This window comes from Leptolyngbya sp. UWPOB_LEPTO1 (assembly GCF_017302695.1).
Classification (GTDB): domain Bacteria; phylum Cyanobacteriota; class Cyanobacteriia; order Leptolyngbyales; family Leptolyngbyaceae; genus Leptolyngbya; species Leptolyngbya boryana.
Map to the genome: position 1 here is coordinate 23,689 of NZ_JAFLCJ010000038.1, position 17,374 is coordinate 41,062.

Below are 17,374 nucleotides of genomic sequence, written 5' to 3' on the forward strand. Positions count from 1 at the left end.
ACTTTGTCTTGACGAAAATACTTCGTTATCTTCCAACATTCCCCCGGTAGGAGAGAGCTATGACCCGATATCACATGGGCATCAATTTAGGACATGAGCGTTCCGTTGCGATCGTGAAAGATGGAGAAATTGTGGTTGCGATCGAGCAAGAACGGCTCGATCGGCAGAAATACAGTTTGGGCTATTTGCAACAATCTCCAGGCGATCCCGCTCAAATGCAGCTCCCCTTAGAGGCAATCCGGTATTGCTTAGAAGCTTGCAACATTGAAATGGCTGATCTGGCAACAATTACAGGAAATATGCCGGGACGCGACTATGCTCCAGAAATTCTGCGACGAGTTCTCCCAAGTGAAATCGCTGCGAAAGTTCAAAAAATTCCCAGTCATCATCTTGCCCATGCTTATTCTGCTTACTTCCCTTCTGGATTTGAGGATGCCTTAGTTCTCGCGGTTGATGCGACAGGGACAACGAATTCTAATCACCAAACAGAATCTTACACTCTGTATGTAGGACGGCAAAATACGCTTTCTACCCTCCATTCTGAAACAGTCACAGCCCACCTCGCAGGACTGTCTACACTGGGGTCTATTTATGAATACATCACGCGCAAGGCTGGATTTACCAGTACGGTCGGGAGAACCCTCAACCATGCTGAAGCGGGTAAGCTCATGGGGCTGGCTCCTTTTGGAAAGCAACAGCCCAATCTGCAACGGTGGATTCATACGATCGAGGACTCTCTTAGCCTAAAAATTTCTGCCTACGACATCTTTCTAGAAGTAGCGGCGCTGGAGAAACAGTACGACGATGGCAAAGAAAAAGCCTATCTGCGTCCTTACCTGGTTGACTTAGCTTATAAGGTACAGTACGAACTTGAACAGGCACTTCAGCATGTTGTTCGATTGGCAGTCCAGCAAACAGGTTTGAAAAAACTGTGCATTGCAGGTGGGGTAGGGCTGAATTCAGTTGCGAACTATCAATTGCTGAAGCAACTTGAGCTAGAAGATATTTTTGTTTTTCCGGCTGCTGGGGATAGCGGAATTGCAGCAGGATGCGGACTGTGGGCGTATTCTACAATTGATCATGGACAAAGGCGAATTCCTCTGAAGCAGGCAACACTTGGGCGATCGTACAGTAATGCTGAAGTCATCCAGGCTTTAAGCCAATTTGAAGATGAGATTGAGATTGAGCAACTGTCTCCTGAAGCAGTCGTAACGCGTAGTGCTAAAGCATTAGCCGAAGGACATATTCTTGCGCGGTTTGAAGGCGGTTCAGAATATGGACCTCGTGCTTTGGGGCATCGTTCTATTTTGGCTGATCCCACTTTCCGCCGCATGAAAGACATTGTGAATGCACGCGTGAAGTTCCGTGAGGCATTTCGTCCGTTTGCACCAGTCATTCCACTAGAAACGGTCTCACAGGTTTTTGAACAGTCCGTCGCTGCGCCATTCATGCTGTTGGTTTCTGAGATTAAGCCAGAGTTTCATGCTCAAATTCCAGCCGTGACGCATGTGGATGGAACCGGGCGAGTTCAAACTGTTACAGAAGCGGAAAATCCCTTCTTCTACCGATTGTGCTATCGTCTCGTCGAAGAACGGCAGGGTGTTCCGGTCTTGCTGAATACAAGTTTTAACGTCGCGGGGCAACCAATCGTTGAGACCCCGATGGAAGCAATCTCAACCTTTCTCCGTACAGATATTGATTTCCTGGTCATCAATAACTTTTGGATCACTAAGCGCAACGTCCCTGTTTTGAACTATAAAGCTCACCTTGACCGAGTCGGCGAGAGTCGGATACCCTGTGGGCTTTCTCATGCGATTCCTGATATGCGATCGCTGATGGCCTCCTTGGATCGGGCGCTATTTTTTGGAGAGACTGAGAATTGCCCTTGGTCGCTGGAAGAATTGAGGAAACTTTCTGCTCAGGGAGGAAAGTATAAAGAGACAAGCATTTTATTTCCCGAAACGCCCTTTTGCGAGCAATTACAGACTCAGCTTTCAGAGACTACCGTTTTATTGCTTGATCCGTTAGGTCAATCTACGATCGTTGATCTAACACGGCGAAACTTGCCTCGGTCTTATACCTTTGAGGAAGTCAAACTACTCCTAGCAGTTCTCCACGCTTCTTCAGCATCACTCGAGCAGATCCGAATTGAATCTCAATTGACAACGCGTGAGTTTAGCGATCGCATTCATTGGGCACAGCAGCAGTTTGAACACTATGGAATCTCTGTTCAATGTGCTTATCTCTCCCCACTGCCTAACGATCATGTAATGGAAATTGACAGCTCGCAACTGCTCGCTCCTTTTGCTGATGAAACCTTTTCAGCCTGGCAAATTCTGGGTGAACTGCGAGATCGTCTCAAGCAACTTGACTATACAGCACAAACCATCTGCAAGCTTTTGAATGTCGTTTCACAGCAGCACATCGAACCCACCCATCTGCATTACTACGATCGCTACTGTCTTCCCCACAATCAACTTGGTGATACAATTCGGCTGTTTTTGTTGCGTGTTGCCATCCCTGAGTTTTGTCTTCAACAGATTTTTGGAACAGGGTTATTTTCAGCGCTCTGCGATTTAGGAGTGCTTATTCAGCGCGATGCAGCTTGGGCATCCCGAATCGACCTGTTTGATATCGATGGCTTGTATATTGCCACGGATCATCGCTACATGATCTTGCCTGAAGATGTAATCGACGAAGAGCCAGTTATGTATGTTGGGTTAGACAGTATGGGCTTAGTTCAAACTGCGCCTCGTGAGTCTGTCGATCGTGTTCTGGATCTTTGCTGTGGAAGCGGGGTACAAGGATTAGTCGCTAGCCGCTATGCAAAGTCAGTCACGAGCGTTGACATCAACCCACGTGCCATTCGATATGCACGGTTTAATGCTCAGATAAATGGTATTCGTAATATTGAGTTTCGGCTAGGAAACCTCTATCACCCCATCGAGGGTCAGTTCGATACTATTTTGGCAAATCCTCCATTTGTGCCCAGTCCTAGCCAAGACATGTGGTTCCGAGATGGTGGCTCAACCGGTGAAGATATTCTCTCTAGTATCATTGAGCAGAGTGCAAATCATCTGACTCATCAAGGTCGATTATTTATCGTCACTGATCTCGTGAACTTACAGACCTATGAAAGTAAGCTACAGCGCTGGTGGCGTGGGGGTGCGGCTCATCAATTAGTTCTGAGTACTGCCGATCGGAATGACATTTTGTTCTCAGTTCCTCATTGCCGTGCAGCCTTTAATCAATCCTATAGTGAGTACAAAACTCAGCTTGATCGGTGGCTGCATAACTTTCATCATGAAGGGCTCACAGCCATAAACTTTGGCTATATTCTGATTCAGAAGATTCAAGCGCCAAACAGTAGTTCTTACTATGCTCGCACGATTCACAATCCAACTCGTCCCATTCATCAACATGTGCAGCAATACTTTCAGCAACGCGATCGATTAGATCTTCAACACAATCTTCACGACCAACTTACGCTGTCAAGGGATGTACGTTTCCGATTTGAAACCGATCCTCAAACCGGAGCAACGAAAATTGAGTTATTCTCGCCAGACAATCCCTACTACACCACCTATCCTATTAATGAAATGCTCTACTCTCTACTCCATGATATTCAGCAATTTCAACCGAAGTGGTCAGCCTATGCTAATTCTAGCAATCGCTCTTGTTTACAAGACTTGATCTATAAAGGAATTATTCATTTCACTTCTAGAGACGCGGAGTATAATCTGGCAAGTAGGCTGACTCAAACGTTTATTTCTTCCCGGCTATCTCTGCAACCATCCATTTTAGGAATCTTAGAGCTAGAATCCGAAAGCCCAAGTCAACACGCTGATGATCAACCTCTAAGTCAACCTAAACACCCTATCAGTTCACCTACAGATCTCTGGAGAATTCGAGAATTAGAAACAAAGACTACGCCAACTTGTCTGTCCTCATATCTGGGTTAAAAGCGATAGGTGGCAAGTGAAGATTAGCTCTTCACTTGCCACATCAAATTTCCAGACTTGCAAGTCTGAGTCGGCATTGCTGAATGAGAAGATGAATACCCCGATCTCTGCCAAATTGAAGGAAGTGACACACATGGGTTAGTCTTCGATCTACCATTTCTTGTGCAATTCCTGAAACAGTGATTCGAGATGTTCAGACGCAATAATTCTTGAACGGATTGCTCGTAACTCTTGCCCCAAAAGCAGCAGCAGCGCTGCTTGACCTCTCTCACATCTTTGTGCTAAATCTATTGCAAATGCAGATAAAGACTCTGATGTTTCTGAGTTAGCACGGCTTTCACTTGCTCATATTCGGCTTCTAGATGCGGGAGTAAATTAGTAATTTCAGGAATGTGCCCATTTACTCCAAAGGCTTCTAGCCTTTCACACAGTTGAGCGAGCTGGATCGCTCCAAAAACTGCACTAATTCCTTTCAATGTATGAGCAGCGCGAACAATTCCTTCAGTATCGCCCTGAGTCAGACCATCTTGAATACTTTGGAGATAGCCAGGCGCATCTTCTAGATAGGATGAGATCGTTTCTAGTAGAATTTCTGAATTCTCTTCTCCAATCGCATACGCCAGATCCTGAAAAACGGTCTCATCTAAGGGCATTGGCAAGATTGAACCCTCCGAGTTTAGTGCTGTGGTCGATTCCGCTTTAGGTTCGTCATGAGCGTTTGAAATCGGCTGTTGCGCTTCCTGTGGTACGAGAGTGAAAGAAGTGTCTATGGTCACGGGTAGAGAGAGTTCCATATGGTGCTGGGTAGATAATGTTTCTTTGGAGTGGGGCGATGGAAGAGGGTGGGTCGTTTTTAAGGCTTTCGTGAGTTCTTCAAGGCGAATCGGCTTACTAATATACCCATCCATGCCAGCGTCTAGGCATTTTTGGCGATCGTGCTGCATCGCATTCGCGGTCATTGCCACAATGCGAGGACGTTGCTGAGGAGACCACTGCTGACAGATTTTCCGAGTCGCAGTCAAACCATCCATTTCTGGCATCTGAACATCCATAAAAACCAGATCGTAGGATTGCCGATGGAGTGCAGCGATCGCTTCTAGCCCATTTCCTGCCACATCAGCCCGATATCCCATGCGTTGCAGTAACTGCAGAACCAGTTTTTGATTGATCGCATTATCTTCGACTAGCAAAATACGGAGCGGGTAGCGCTCCGCCAAATTGCGCTCAATTTCATTGGTTCGGGTTCGCAGTGGGTGAATTGCTACAGGCCGTTTACTCAAAACCTGACACAATATGTTCAATAATTGAGCTTGCTTCACAGGTTTTGCTAAACAAGCCATAAAGTGGTTTTCAAGCTCTTGCTTAGGAATCTCCTGACGGCTCCAAGAAGTCAACATCACCAGGGATAACTTGGAACTTTGAGGCAAAGCGTGAATGTGTTGTGCAAGGGAGATGCCATCCATGTAGGGCATCTGCATATCTACGATCGCTAAATCAAAGGCTTCCCCCTGAGCTAGCCAACGGAGCGCTTCTTCGCCTGAGCTCGCAAGGCGAGTCAACATCCCCCAAGCCGCAACTTGTTGATCTAAAATGCGACGATTCGTCGCATTATCATCAACAATGAGTACCCGTTTGCCTTTCAAAATGTGACAGCCTGTCAAAGACAATGGCGGTTCTTCCAGTAACCCAGGGTTTGCCGAGAGCGTGAAATAGAAGGTTGTTCCTTTACCAACCTTACTCTCAACCCGCATTTGCCCTCCCATCATCTCGACAAGTTGCTTACAGATGACTAAGCCTAACCCCGTGCCACCATACTTGCGTGTGGTCGAAGAATCAACCTGACTAAATGGTTTAAAGAGTCGATTCATGCGTTCGAGCGGAATTCCAATCCCGGTATCTTGAATTGCAAAACACAGCTGATATCGCGCATTCCTACAGGTTGCATTGGTGGGATTGATATGGGCGGGAATCGATTCAGACGGGCTGAACTCTGGATCGAACATGGGAACGATACTGACAGATACAACCACTTCTCCAGCCGAAGTGAACTTGACCGCATTACTCAGTAAATTAACGAGCACTTGGCGGAGACGTGTGACATCCCCGACGATCGTAGATGGAACATCAGCCCCAATTTGATAGACCAGTTCTAAATTCTTCTCAGCGGCTCTTGTTGCCAATAAGTCTAGAGCTTCTTCGATGCAGGAGCGTAAATCAAAGGGCTGTTGTTCAAGATCCAGTTTGCCTGACTCAATCTTGGAGAAGTCGAGAATATCATTGATAATCGTGAGGAGAGATTCGCCACTGTTGCGAATGGTTTCAACGAAGTCTCTTTGGTCAGGGACAAGTGAAGTATCGAGCAGTAATCCTGTCATTCCAATGACAGCATTCATCGGTGTGCGAATTTCATGGCTCATTGTAGCGAGAAATTCACTTTTCGCCATGGTCGCAGCGAGAGCTTGATCGCGAGCTTGGGCTAGCTCTTGAGCCGCTTGCTGTCGCTCAATTTCTCCTCCTACCCATTGAGCCATCAGCCGGAGTAGTTCTTGCTCGACGTTACTTAAAGCGCGATTGCGGGGCAGTAAACTCCCAAAGCAAAGCGTTCCATAGGCGGCTCCTGCGACAAGGACGGGAACTCCGACATAACACTCCAATTTCAAGCTGGTAAAGCAAGGATGATTTTTCCAATGACTCTTGCTAGCCGAGAGAATACAAAGCGGCTTTTTGGTTTTTAGGGTCGTTTCGCAATAGGTTTGTTTCAGTTCCAGAGAAATGTCTCGAACCGTAATCCCATTTGGAAGTTGAGCGCAAAGGACACTGTAGCGATCGTCCTGTACCCGCGATAACAAGCCGATATCTAACCCAAACTGTTCTCGACCTAAGCGCAGTAGGGCTTGAATGCCCTGCTCAAAGTCATTTTTGGGAGATGATGTGACTTGATAGAGCGCACGAATTGCTGCTTCGCTTTCCCGAAGCTCTTGTTCTACTCGCTGCCGTTCTGCCAATTCCGTTTGCATTCTTTCATAGAGCTCAGATTGCTGAACTGCGATCGCAACTTGTGTGGCGAGTTGCTGCAATAAATCCATCTCCCAGTTCTGCCATTGCCGTGAACTTTCACAATGGTGAGCAATCAGCAACCCCCACAGCCGATCTCCTTGCTGAATCGGCACACAGAGTTTAGCCCTGACTTGTAATTTGGCAAGAAATTCAAGATAGCAAGGATCTAAGTTAGCCGTATAAATATTGTCGTAGTATTTGAGCTGTCCTGGATCAAAGCATTCATCTGCCTGAGCAAAAAAGCAGTTGTCCCGAATGTCTTGTGTTAAGAGCGATGTCCACTGGCTATTTACTGATTCAACTACAACCTTGCCTTGTTGTTCAGACATCAATTGATAAATGAGGACACGATCGGTTTTTAGAAAGTGCCGCACCTCATCAACCGTTGCTTGTAAGACTTCCTGTAGATCGAGAGATTGTCGGATACGTAGGGTGATGGCTGCGGTGAGCTGTTCTTTTTCTGCTTGCTGCCGTAACGCAATTTCCGCCTGTTTGCGATCGGTAATATCAATAGCAACTCCTTCACAGTGAAGAATCTGACCATTACTATCCCGTACAGCTCGTGCACTCTCAGAAATCCAGATGACTTCACCGTCTTTGCGATAGATCTGTGCTTCAAAGTCAGAAACGAATCCATCAGTCGTTAATCGATGAAGAAATTCTTCACGACGTTGGGGGTGAACGTACACTTGGTGACTAATGTCTGCAATTTGCTCGATCAGTTCTTGAGCAGAACTATACCCGTAAATCTCCGCTAATGCTGGATTAGCACTCAGATAACGTCCCTCAATCGTCGTTTGATAAATTCCTTCCGTCGCATTTTCAAAAATGCCGCGATACTTCTCTTCAGCCTGCCTGAGAGCTAATTCAGCATTGGCGCGGCACTTTTCATTGCGATAGGCGGCAATAATTTGGCTACAAGTTGATAGAAAGGGTTGCAGTTCCTCAATTAATGCCTCGTCATACCCTCCTGGACGGTTCGCAATGCCAACCATTCCAACCAATTGCTGATTGCAATAGAAGGGAATCCCTAAAAATGCGTTAAGGGGAGGATGTCCTTTTGGTAAGCCACCGCGTCTCGGATCAGTTGCAGGCTGATTGGAGATCACCGGTTTTCCTGTCACAAGCACTGCTCCAAACAGAGTTTGCAAGTTGTGAAATTCCATGCCTGTTTTGGCATTTTCTTCATATAACCGCCGAGTTTCTTCATCCCAAGCAATATTGGTCATCGCATGCGCTTTGACGTAGGGCCGTCCTCGCACCTTCATGTAGGCATCTTCGATATACGGTTCGTCAGAATCATTAAACAGAATTTCTCCAATAAAGCCATACTCACTATCTCCCAGATCGAGAAGACTCGCGAGCAAAGCATCAAACAAGATGTGGGGATTGGTATCAGCAATAAACTGCGATTGTGCCTCGCTGATCACTCGCAGTAATTTATTTTGACGTTGCAGCAGTAGTTCTGTCTGTTTGCGTTCGCTAATGTCGCGAGAGATTTTGGAAAATCCTCGTAAATCGCCCGATGCTGTTTTCAAAGCGGTTACAACAGTGTGGCACCAAAACTGAGAGCCGTTTTTACGGACTTGTAAAATTTCACCCGTATACTGTCCAGTCTCTAGCGCAGTTTGTAAAATTTGGTCAGGTAGACCCGCTTCCACCATTTCTGGAGAAAAGCCATAGGAAAAATACTTGCCAATCACTTCGCTAGCTGTGTAGCCTTTGAGCCTTTCAGCCCCAGTGTTCCAGGTTGCAACTCGTCCCTCTGGATCTAGCAAATAGATGCTATAGTCTTTCACATTTTCGATCAGCAACCGAAACCGTTCTTCACTGTCCCGCAGCGCTATTTCAGCCTGTTTCCGTTCGCTGATCTCTTGGTGAAGTTGAGAATTCAGGGTCGTTAAGTCTGCGGTTCGATCTGCAACTAAAACTTCCAAATGCTCCCGATACTGTTGAATTTCTAGCAGAGTTTGTTGCTGTGCGGTGACATCTCGAATTGCTAAGACTGCGCTTAACTTTTGCTGTTTAAACAGCAGGGGTGCCCAGCTAATCTCTAGAATCGAGGGTGATGCAGTCTGATTGAACTCATAGAGGTTGATCCCGCTGGTTTGTTCTGTCAGTGCCCGTCCGATTGGATGACAGCATTTCGTCAGTGGAAGCCCTCTTTGGCACAAAGGTAGAAGGGTCAATAATGACTGTCCTAGAACTTGCAGCTTCGATCGTTGAACCAGTCTAAGAAATCGCGCGTTACACCATTCCACATTGCCGAGTTCATCAGTCCAGACAATCGCGTTGGTTACTGCGTCTAGCGCAACTTCCATTTTTCCAAGGGTGGTTCGTAACTGGCTTAATAAAGCTGTGGTGTCGGGGGTCATACTCAGCGATCGACAAGACAATAAAAGCGGAAAACGAGATCAAAGGATCAGGACTTTAGGTAAGGGGACGGAGCATTGCGCCGAAATGCCAGACATCGCTCTGTTTTTCTGCCACAATAAAGTGCTCTGTAAGAATTTCTTCCTGGCTTTTGGTCACCGTCTTTAGTTTCAATGGATGATTAAGAACAGTAGCATTCTCGGTCGCTTGAAAGCGGGAAAAGGACAGCGTATGAGAATCACGAAAGTTAGACGGTAGGATTACAGTCAGCAGTTGCCCGATCAGATCGGCTTCCTGCCAGCCTAAAACTTCAGTAAAACAAGAATTAATGTAAGTGATAAATCCCTGATGATCAGCAATCACAACAGGAACATCACTGCATTGTCTTAAATCTGCAAGAGTTTTCATATCGCTATAGAGAAAAAAATTGGGAACAGAAAGCGATTGACAAATCAATTGAATCGCGGCTATCAATGATTATGAGTAGAAGCCGTCTGTGATTACAGCCAAGAAATGGGCGAACTTGTATAAGTTGATGTATAAGTTAATTCATCTGTTGATCGATCCTTTCTGTTCATCGAGACGTGTAGTGTAAAGCAGACGGATAGAAATATTTAGGCATATAAATCCACCGTGTAGTTTTTCTGCCCATTGGCAACAATGCCAACACAAGGCAAATGAGCTAAATTCAAACGTTCCAAGGTAGAAGATAACGCTTTGGCACTTCCCCACTTTCCGAGCCGCGTCACTAAGAGGATGCCATTGGTTTGCATCGCGATCAGTTTGACATCTGCCAATCCCATTAATGGAGGAACTACGTAGAGCACCAGATCAAACGTCTGTTGAAGGTGGTGCTTAAGATGCTGCATTTTCTCAGAAGCCAGCAAGCGAGTCGGATCGGGCGGCAGATCTCCTGCAGTCATCACAAACAGATTCGATTCCCAGGAAAGGCGTTGAATTGCTTCACCTAGCGAAACCTTACCGCTTAAATATTCACTGAGACCCACTGAGTTTGATAGCCCCAACAGTGAGTCAACCAGTATACTCCCCCGTCGAAGATGAGAATCCACGAGTAGAACGCGTTTGCCCATTGCTGCTGCTGCCTGTGCTAAATGGATCGCAACGGTTGTCCCTCCTTCGTTCGGGAGGGAAGTACTCACCACAAGGGACAGATGACTATTTAGCTCCAAATGTTGAATGTTCGTGTGAAGGGTGCGGAAGGCTTCCATGAAGCCATAGGCATCATATTCTCGCAACCAATAGTTCTGATCGAGATTGTTATGGCTGGTCGGTTGATCATGGATCTTGAGCGCATCTAAATTCAGATTGAGAGGGTCTTCTACGATTTGGGTATCCTCTACAGCTTGAGATGGCTCTAAGGGTTTCACACTAGGTTGGGGTTGATTGAGGAGATCCTTAATTCGATGTTTTAAGTCAGCGGAACCTGCTGAAATGGATTGATGTGAGGGGCTAGCAGTACCATTGACGGAACGTAAATCGACAATATGCAACCCTGGTAATCCATCTTTAAAACCTGGGTGCAATGGAATGATTCCTACAATCCGCAACTTCACCTTGTGCTTTAACTCATCAACAGTAAAGTAGGTATTCTGTAATTTCTCAAGAATGAAGGATAAAGCAATCCCAAGCATAATCCCAGTGACTGCACCCGATATCATGCTTTTAATCGGATCACTGCCAGGCTTCAGTTTGGGTCGAGTTGGCTCTGACAGAAGCTGCCAAGGAATATCATCTTTTGCCGCTTGGATCTGGAGATTGTCTTGCGTCTGCAGAAAGCGAGTTAAACTTTCAGTAGCAATGTTCAATTCCCGTTGCAACTCGTTGTACTGACGCGAAACAGTTGGCATCTGACGATATTGCTGGTTGAGCTGATCAGAGGACGTGCTCAGCGCACGATAGCGAGCTAACGTGATTTGCAGAGCATTCTCTGCTTTTGCGAGTTGGTCACCCACCGCTTCTGCCGCTTGTTTTAACAAGATGGGCACTAAGTTCTCTTGTTGTCGCTGCAGAAGTTGAATATTGGGAGCATTGGGCCCGAATCGGGCGGACTCGATCGTAATCTGCTGTTCGAGGACTTGAAACTTCTGTAACGTTGCTTGATACGTAGCGGATTGTTGCAGCGCTACCGCTTGTCCCAACTGCTGATTTAGAATCGCGCGCTGAGTTTGCATCGCCGCGATTTCGCTTTGCATCGCTTGTCGTTGTTGAGCGAGAGAAACCAGTTGTTTCGCCAGATCTTGTGAGAAACTTTCAGGATCAACAAAGTTGTACTGCTGCCGCAATTGTTCGAGTTGCTTTTGCAGCGAATTCACGCGATTTTGAATTTTCGGCAACTCTTGCGCAACAAACTTGATCCCCTGTTTTAATTGGGCTTGTTGTTCTTCTCGGCTATATTCTAGGTAACCTCGGGACAGATTTTGCAAAATCAGCATTACCTTATCAGGATTAGAGTCCCGGTAAGATACCTCAATAATTTTAGTTTCTCCTAATCGCACAATTGACAGCTTCGGTGAAACTGATTCAACCGTGGAACCTGGATATTGCTTGTTGACTTGTTTGAGAATCGGGTTGAGTAATTTGGGACTGTAGAGGACTTCAATTTGGGTGGAGTAGTCTAGTCCCTTATCCGAAGGAGGTGGAGCCTTCGTATCGGTCAGTTGGTCTGCAACCTGAGCCTTCCGGGTCACAGGTTCAACGAGCAACCGAAAGTCACCTTGGAACTCAGGGATATTCTTGGCCGTGCGCACCCCCATCAAGCCAGCCATCGCAAGAGCACTAATCCCAATTACGACAGCCTTGCGTCGTAGCATTCCTACCACTTGAAACATTCGCCACGTTGCTTCTCCAGCTTGATTGGTTTCGTCAGGACTAGACTGAGGAGACGAATGCCATAGCTTTTGCAAGAGAGACGCGAGAGTAGAATCTGGAGCAGACTGGGGCTTCATGGTCATTAATGCTGCTTCGGAAAGAATGGCTGGAACAAATTCAACAGAGAGAATATGCCGTTAATGGGGCTGAGAATTGTGCCCGCAGCGTCGGTAATTCTAGCGCCTAAAGAGCGATCGACTAAAATCACATCCCGGCTTTGTAGAATTGGATTACCATCTTTGCTAATGGATTGATCGAGGTTAATCGAAATGCGGCGGCGGGATACAGTGCCATTCGCACTGAGGCGAATTAATTCAACCGATTTCCGTTTTGCCCGTCCGGTAAAACCACCCGCGAACAACAGTGCTTGATTGAGTGAGGTGCCAGGAGCAATCGTTTGGACACCTGGACTTGCGACTTCACCGACAATATTCACTTGAATTTGGGTCGGGCTGACATTAGCTCGACTCACGCCTAACATCACCTCAGGTGAGAGTTCATCAGCTGTTTTGAGAATGACAGTATCACTATCCCGAATGGCGATATCTTGGCTGATATCGCCTGTTGTCAGCAGGTTCCACAAACTTGCTTCAATCACTTGAACGGAGCCATCTCGCCGAGGACGACGAATCTCGATCGCTTGTAGGTTGGTTTGTTGAGTAATACCGCCTGCTTGCTCAATTAGTTGGGTGAGTTTGGGCAATTCACCATTTTCAGGCATAATCATGTAAGCTCCAGGACGATTGACCTCGCCTAGCACAGCAACATGCACCTTACTCATTTCGGATAGAATGACCGTGACGGTTGGTTTTACGAGTACTTGCGTCTCGGTGTAGCGTTGAGCGATCGCGAGAGCAGCCTGCGTCTCCGTCATTCCCCGCACGTCTAGGTTGCCAACCACGGGAAGTGTAATGTACCCATCGACCATTACCTGATAGGGTCCACTATATTCTGGAACATTGGCAATCAAAACATTGATGCGATCTCCAGGTGTCAGAGTATAGGAAGTAGGACGCACCAGAGATGGTTGCACCTCGCGATCGGGAGTTTGCCAATTTAAGGGAGTGCCCGCAGAGGGAGCAGGCGTAATCGCTGGCATTGGGCCTAAAAGAGATGGAGGTTGCGCCTGATGAGTTGGACGGGATGAGTGAGGGATTTTGGGCATTGGGGCCTGCGCCACAGCGCTTACAGTAGAGCTGCTGTAAGCTAGAAGAGAAATAACGAGAACACGGAAAAATGTAGGACGCATAGCAGGAGGGAACCTACACAAGAAGAATGACAGGGTGGCAATTTCTTCCTCACTATTCCCAGGCGTTGAAGGGGATCCGCAGGATTATGAGAAGTTATACAAATTGGCAAAGTCAAACAAAAACTTGAACAGGAACGCAAGTACGATCGCTCACTGGTACTTCTCAGAGTAATACTATCGGGCAGTCTGTAGAGAGTACATCAATTGACTATGGCTCATTCTTCTCAAGAACCTCTATCCTCAGAATTTCTCATCGTTGCAGGTCGCTCAGAACAGCAATATTGGCGCGACCTTTGGCGCTATCGGGAACTCTTCTATTTTCTAGCATGGCGCGATATTTTGGTTCGTTATAAGCAAACTGCGATCGGGATTGCATGGGCGCTACTCCGACCTTTTCTCACAATGGTCGTGTTTACGATCGTATTCGGTGGGTTAGCAAAATTACCATCGAATGGCGTACCCTATCCTATCCTAGTATTTTCTGCGATGTTGCCCTGGCAATTTTTTGCGAACTCGTTATCTGAGTGCAGCAATAGTCTAATCACGAATGCGAATCTTATTTCTAAGGTCTATTTTCCTCGATTAGTTATCCCGACGAGTGCTGTCATTGTCAGTTTTGTGGATTTTCTGATTTCGGGCATGATTTTGGTCGGTCTGATGGCATGGTACGGGTTTGCTCCCAGTTGGCGTATTCTGACTCTGCCGTTTTTTATCGCGATCGCATTTGCTGCCTCGATGGGAACTGGGCTATGGCTAGCAGCCCTGAATGTAAAGTACCGAGATTTTCGCTATGTTGTTCCTTTTTTGGTTCAATTTGGGCTTTATATTTCTCCAGTAGGTTTTAGCAGCAACATTGTGCCGGAGACCTGGCGTTGGCTTTATTCTCTCAACCCCATGGTCGGTGTCATTGATGGATTTCGATGGGCAATCTTAGGAAACGACACGCCATTATATCTTCCTAGCTTCATCAGTTCGATCGTATTAGTGTTAGTGCTGCTATTTGGTGGAATTCGTTATTTTCGAGCTTATGAGCGATCGTTTGCAGATGTCATTTAGAGCGATCATTTGCAGATGTCATTGAGTTGGCTTCTAGTCTTGTTCATTCCTTGTCCTATGCAACTTCAAGTATTATGTCTGATTTTGTGATTCAGGTTGAAAACCTTAGTAAACGCTATATTCTAGGGCGACAGCAGCGCGAGCGTTACCAATCACTGCGAGATGTTCTCAGTCGTACTGTTAGTAATTGGAAACGTCAGTTTCTTGCACCTCAACAGTGTAGAACTGAAAAAAACGCCGAAGAATTTTGGGCATTACAGGATATTTCGTTTAGTATCCAACAGGGAGATCGAGTTGGTGTAATTGGTCGCAATGGTGCAGGTAAGTCAACATTACTGAAGATTCTAAGCCGCATTACAGAGCCAACATCTGGACACATTCGCATTCGAGGGCGGGTGGCAAGTCTGCTAGAAGTGGGAACCGGATTTCATCCAGAACTCAGTGGGCGAGAAAATATTTTTCTCAATGGTGCCATTCTAGGCATGAGTAAAGCCGAAATTCGGCGCAAATTTGATGAGATTGTTGCCTTTGCTGAAGTCGAAAAATTCCTTGATACGCCTGTGAAACGATATTCATCAGGAATGTATGTTCGTCTAGCCTTTGCAGTTGCGGCTCACTTAGAACCGGAAATTCTAATTGTGGATGAAGTCCTAGCAGTAGGCGACGCGCAGTTTCAGAATAAGTGCCTTGGCAAAATGCAGGACGTGTCTCAGAGTGGGCGAACTGTGCTGTTCGTCAGCCACAATATGGCAGCAATCCGACAGCTATGCAGTTCCTCAATTCTGATGCGTCAAGGACAACTCGTTTTCTCTGGCACGGCTGAGGAAGGAGTGCGGCGCTATTTAAGCAGTGCAGAAGCTGAGCGCAGCACGCTTGGTACTGTGAGTCCATATGGCATTGAGCTGGTTGATTTACATTTAGAGGATGAACAAGGCGATACAACCCAATCGCCCATTTTCGATCTCAACTATACGCTGCGAGTTCATCTTCGAGGACACAGTCCCTTAAGCGATTGTTGTATTGTTATCCGCATCTATGATGCAATGGGCACCCTCGTTTCAAGCCTCTGTACGACAGAAGAAGGCATTGCACCATTTCCGCTACGGGGTGATTTGGAACTTGCCTTTGACTTGCGGCAAATGCCCCTATTTCCAGGCAACTATCGAATCAGTGCCTACGTGTATCGATCAAATGATCCGATCTGCTATCTGGAAGCCGAAGATGTGGTCAAGTTTGAAGTTCATCCGGCAATTATTCAAGAAGCAATGTGGGCTTACCGCCCCGATCACGGCATTGTACGGTTAGCACAAGCAGGGAGGCTCGTGACTCGATGAAGATTGCTCTAGTAAGTTATGAATATCCTCCAGATACTGCTGTGGGAGGAATTGGAACCTATGTGGCTCAAATTGCTCAACTTCTCCAACAACGGCAGCACCAAGTCGAAGTCCTTGCTGGCAGTCCTTCCCGCAGTGGGAGTTGTGTAGAGTCCGGAATTCTCGTTCACCGAGTCCAAGCTCCGCGACCTGACTTTGCCACCGCGATCGCGCCTATTTTTCATCAGCGTCATCGGATTGCACCTTTTGATGTGATGGAAGGCGGAGAATGTGGAGCAGAAACCCGTGTGATTGTGGAGCAAAATCCTGATGTTCCCTTCGTGATCAGGCTCCATACACCTAGTTTTTTGATTGATGAAATTAACACTGTACCTCCAACCTGGGATCTACAAGCACGACGCTTCCTAGGAGCCTTACGGCGAGGACAGCGTCCAACTCCCTTTCCTCAACTGCATTACAACCCACAAGATGATGTAGAGCGACGACTGACGCTTCAAGCTGATTTAATTGCATCTCCTTCACGGGCTTTAGGGGAATGTTTGATCGATCGCTGGCAGTTACCGAGCGATCGCCTGCGGTATCTACCCTATCCCTATGTGCCAACTCCAGCCTTTTTGGAAATTCCGAGTACGACCGAAACCCAAACTGTTACGTTTTTGGGACGCTTAGAAATTCGCAAAGGCGTAACAGATTTTGCGAAAGCAATTCCTCAAATTCTGCGACGACACCCGAACACCCGCTTCCGTTTTGTCGGGCAAGCCCTACCATCGCCCCAGTATGGCGTGGATATGCAACAGTATTTGCAACGCTGGCTAAAACCCTATCAGCGATCGATTGAATTTACAGGTGCGATCGCGCTTGATCAAATTGTTCAATTCTTGGAAGCCACTGATATCTGCGTGTTTCCTAGTCTCTGGGAGAATTTTCCCAACGTCTGTTTGGAGGCGATGGCTGCCGCGCGGGGTATCGTCGGGAGTACATCCGGAGGCATGGTAGAACAGCTAGACAATGGACGGTGTGGGCGGCTCGTTCCTCCCAAACAACCCGATGCCATTGCGAGTGCAGTCATTGAACTCCTCGATCACCCTGAAGTTCGCATGGAATTGGGTGCAGCAGCCCGAGCACGGGTTCTCAATTGCTACAACCAAGACTGCATTGGTCAGCAACAAGAAGCGTTGTATGCGGAGACAATTTCTTTACACCGGACACTTGCCATTCACTAAATCCCTATTGAACAAAGGAATCGAAATGCTCAAGAAAAGTCGATAATGCCTCAAACTAATGTGGGATAGAAAGCAATATCGTACCAAGTCCAAGACCGAATTGTGGTAGTGCTTTATAGGGAAGGACGTAGAAAAGAGAGGAAGCGATAATAGAAAAGGAGATTGACTTGAGCTGACTCTTGATGATCAAGCCCTTACTAACCTGTCCGAACTGCGGTTCACACGACATCA

Annotated in this window: 8 protein-coding genes; 4 read left to right on the forward strand and 4 right to left on the reverse strand. The window is 46.8% G+C overall.

Annotated elements, in window-relative coordinates; genetic code table 11:
* Positions 1–59: 59 nt before the first annotated feature.
* Positions 60–3,962 (forward strand): carbamoyltransferase C-terminal domain-containing protein, encoded by a 3,903-nt coding sequence (locus tag J0L70_RS29965; RefSeq protein ID WP_287457011.1) that lies wholly within the window; start codon positions 60–62, stop codon positions 3,960–3,962.
* A 287-nt stretch (positions 3,963–4,249) separates the two neighbouring features.
* On the opposite strand, the gene J0L70_RS29970 is transcribed toward J0L70_RS29965, so the two are convergent.
* From J0L70_RS29970 to J0L70_RS29985, 4 genes are all read right to left on the reverse strand, one after another.
* Positions 4,250–9,394, reverse strand: a complete 5,145-nt coding sequence (locus J0L70_RS29970) for a response regulator (RefSeq protein ID WP_287457012.1) — start codon at positions 9,392–9,394, stop codon at positions 4,250–4,252.
* A gap of 55 nt (positions 9,395–9,449) precedes the next feature.
* Entirely contained in the window at positions 9,450–9,800 is a 351-nt protein-coding gene (locus J0L70_RS29975) for a PAS domain-containing protein (RefSeq protein ID WP_287457013.1), read from the reverse strand.
* A 206-nt stretch (positions 9,801–10,006) separates the two neighbouring features.
* Positions 10,007–12,364, reverse strand: a complete 2,358-nt coding sequence (locus J0L70_RS29980; protein WP_287457015.1) for a polysaccharide biosynthesis tyrosine autokinase — start codon at positions 12,362–12,364, stop codon at positions 10,007–10,009.
* Positions 12,364–13,446, reverse strand: a complete 1,083-nt coding sequence (locus J0L70_RS29985; protein ID WP_287457016.1) for an SLBB domain-containing protein — start codon at positions 13,444–13,446, stop codon at positions 12,364–12,366. Before J0L70_RS29985 ends, J0L70_RS29980 begins: the two co-directional genes overlap by 1 nt.
* 294 nt (positions 13,447–13,740) lie before the next feature.
* Between J0L70_RS29985 and J0L70_RS29990 the strand changes: the two genes are divergently transcribed.
* The 3 genes from J0L70_RS29990 (at position 13,741) to J0L70_RS30000 (ending at position 17,143) form a co-directional block, all read left to right on the forward strand.
* Positions 13,741–14,586, forward strand: coding sequence for an ABC transporter permease (locus J0L70_RS29990; RefSeq protein WP_287457017.1), 846 nt, complete (start codon positions 13,741–13,743; stop codon positions 14,584–14,586).
* Positions 14,587–14,660: 74 nt separating this feature from the next.
* The gene (locus J0L70_RS29995; RefSeq protein ID WP_287457018.1) at positions 14,661–15,920 is read left to right on the forward strand and encodes an ABC transporter ATP-binding protein; all 1,260 of its coding nucleotides are present in this window, start codon (positions 14,661–14,663) and stop codon (positions 15,918–15,920) included.
* Entirely contained in the window at positions 15,917–17,143 is a 1,227-nt protein-coding gene (locus tag J0L70_RS30000) for a glycosyltransferase family 4 protein (protein WP_287457020.1), read from the forward strand. Before J0L70_RS29995 ends, J0L70_RS30000 begins: the two co-directional genes overlap by 4 nt.
* Positions 17,144–17,374: the final 231 nt, after the last annotated feature.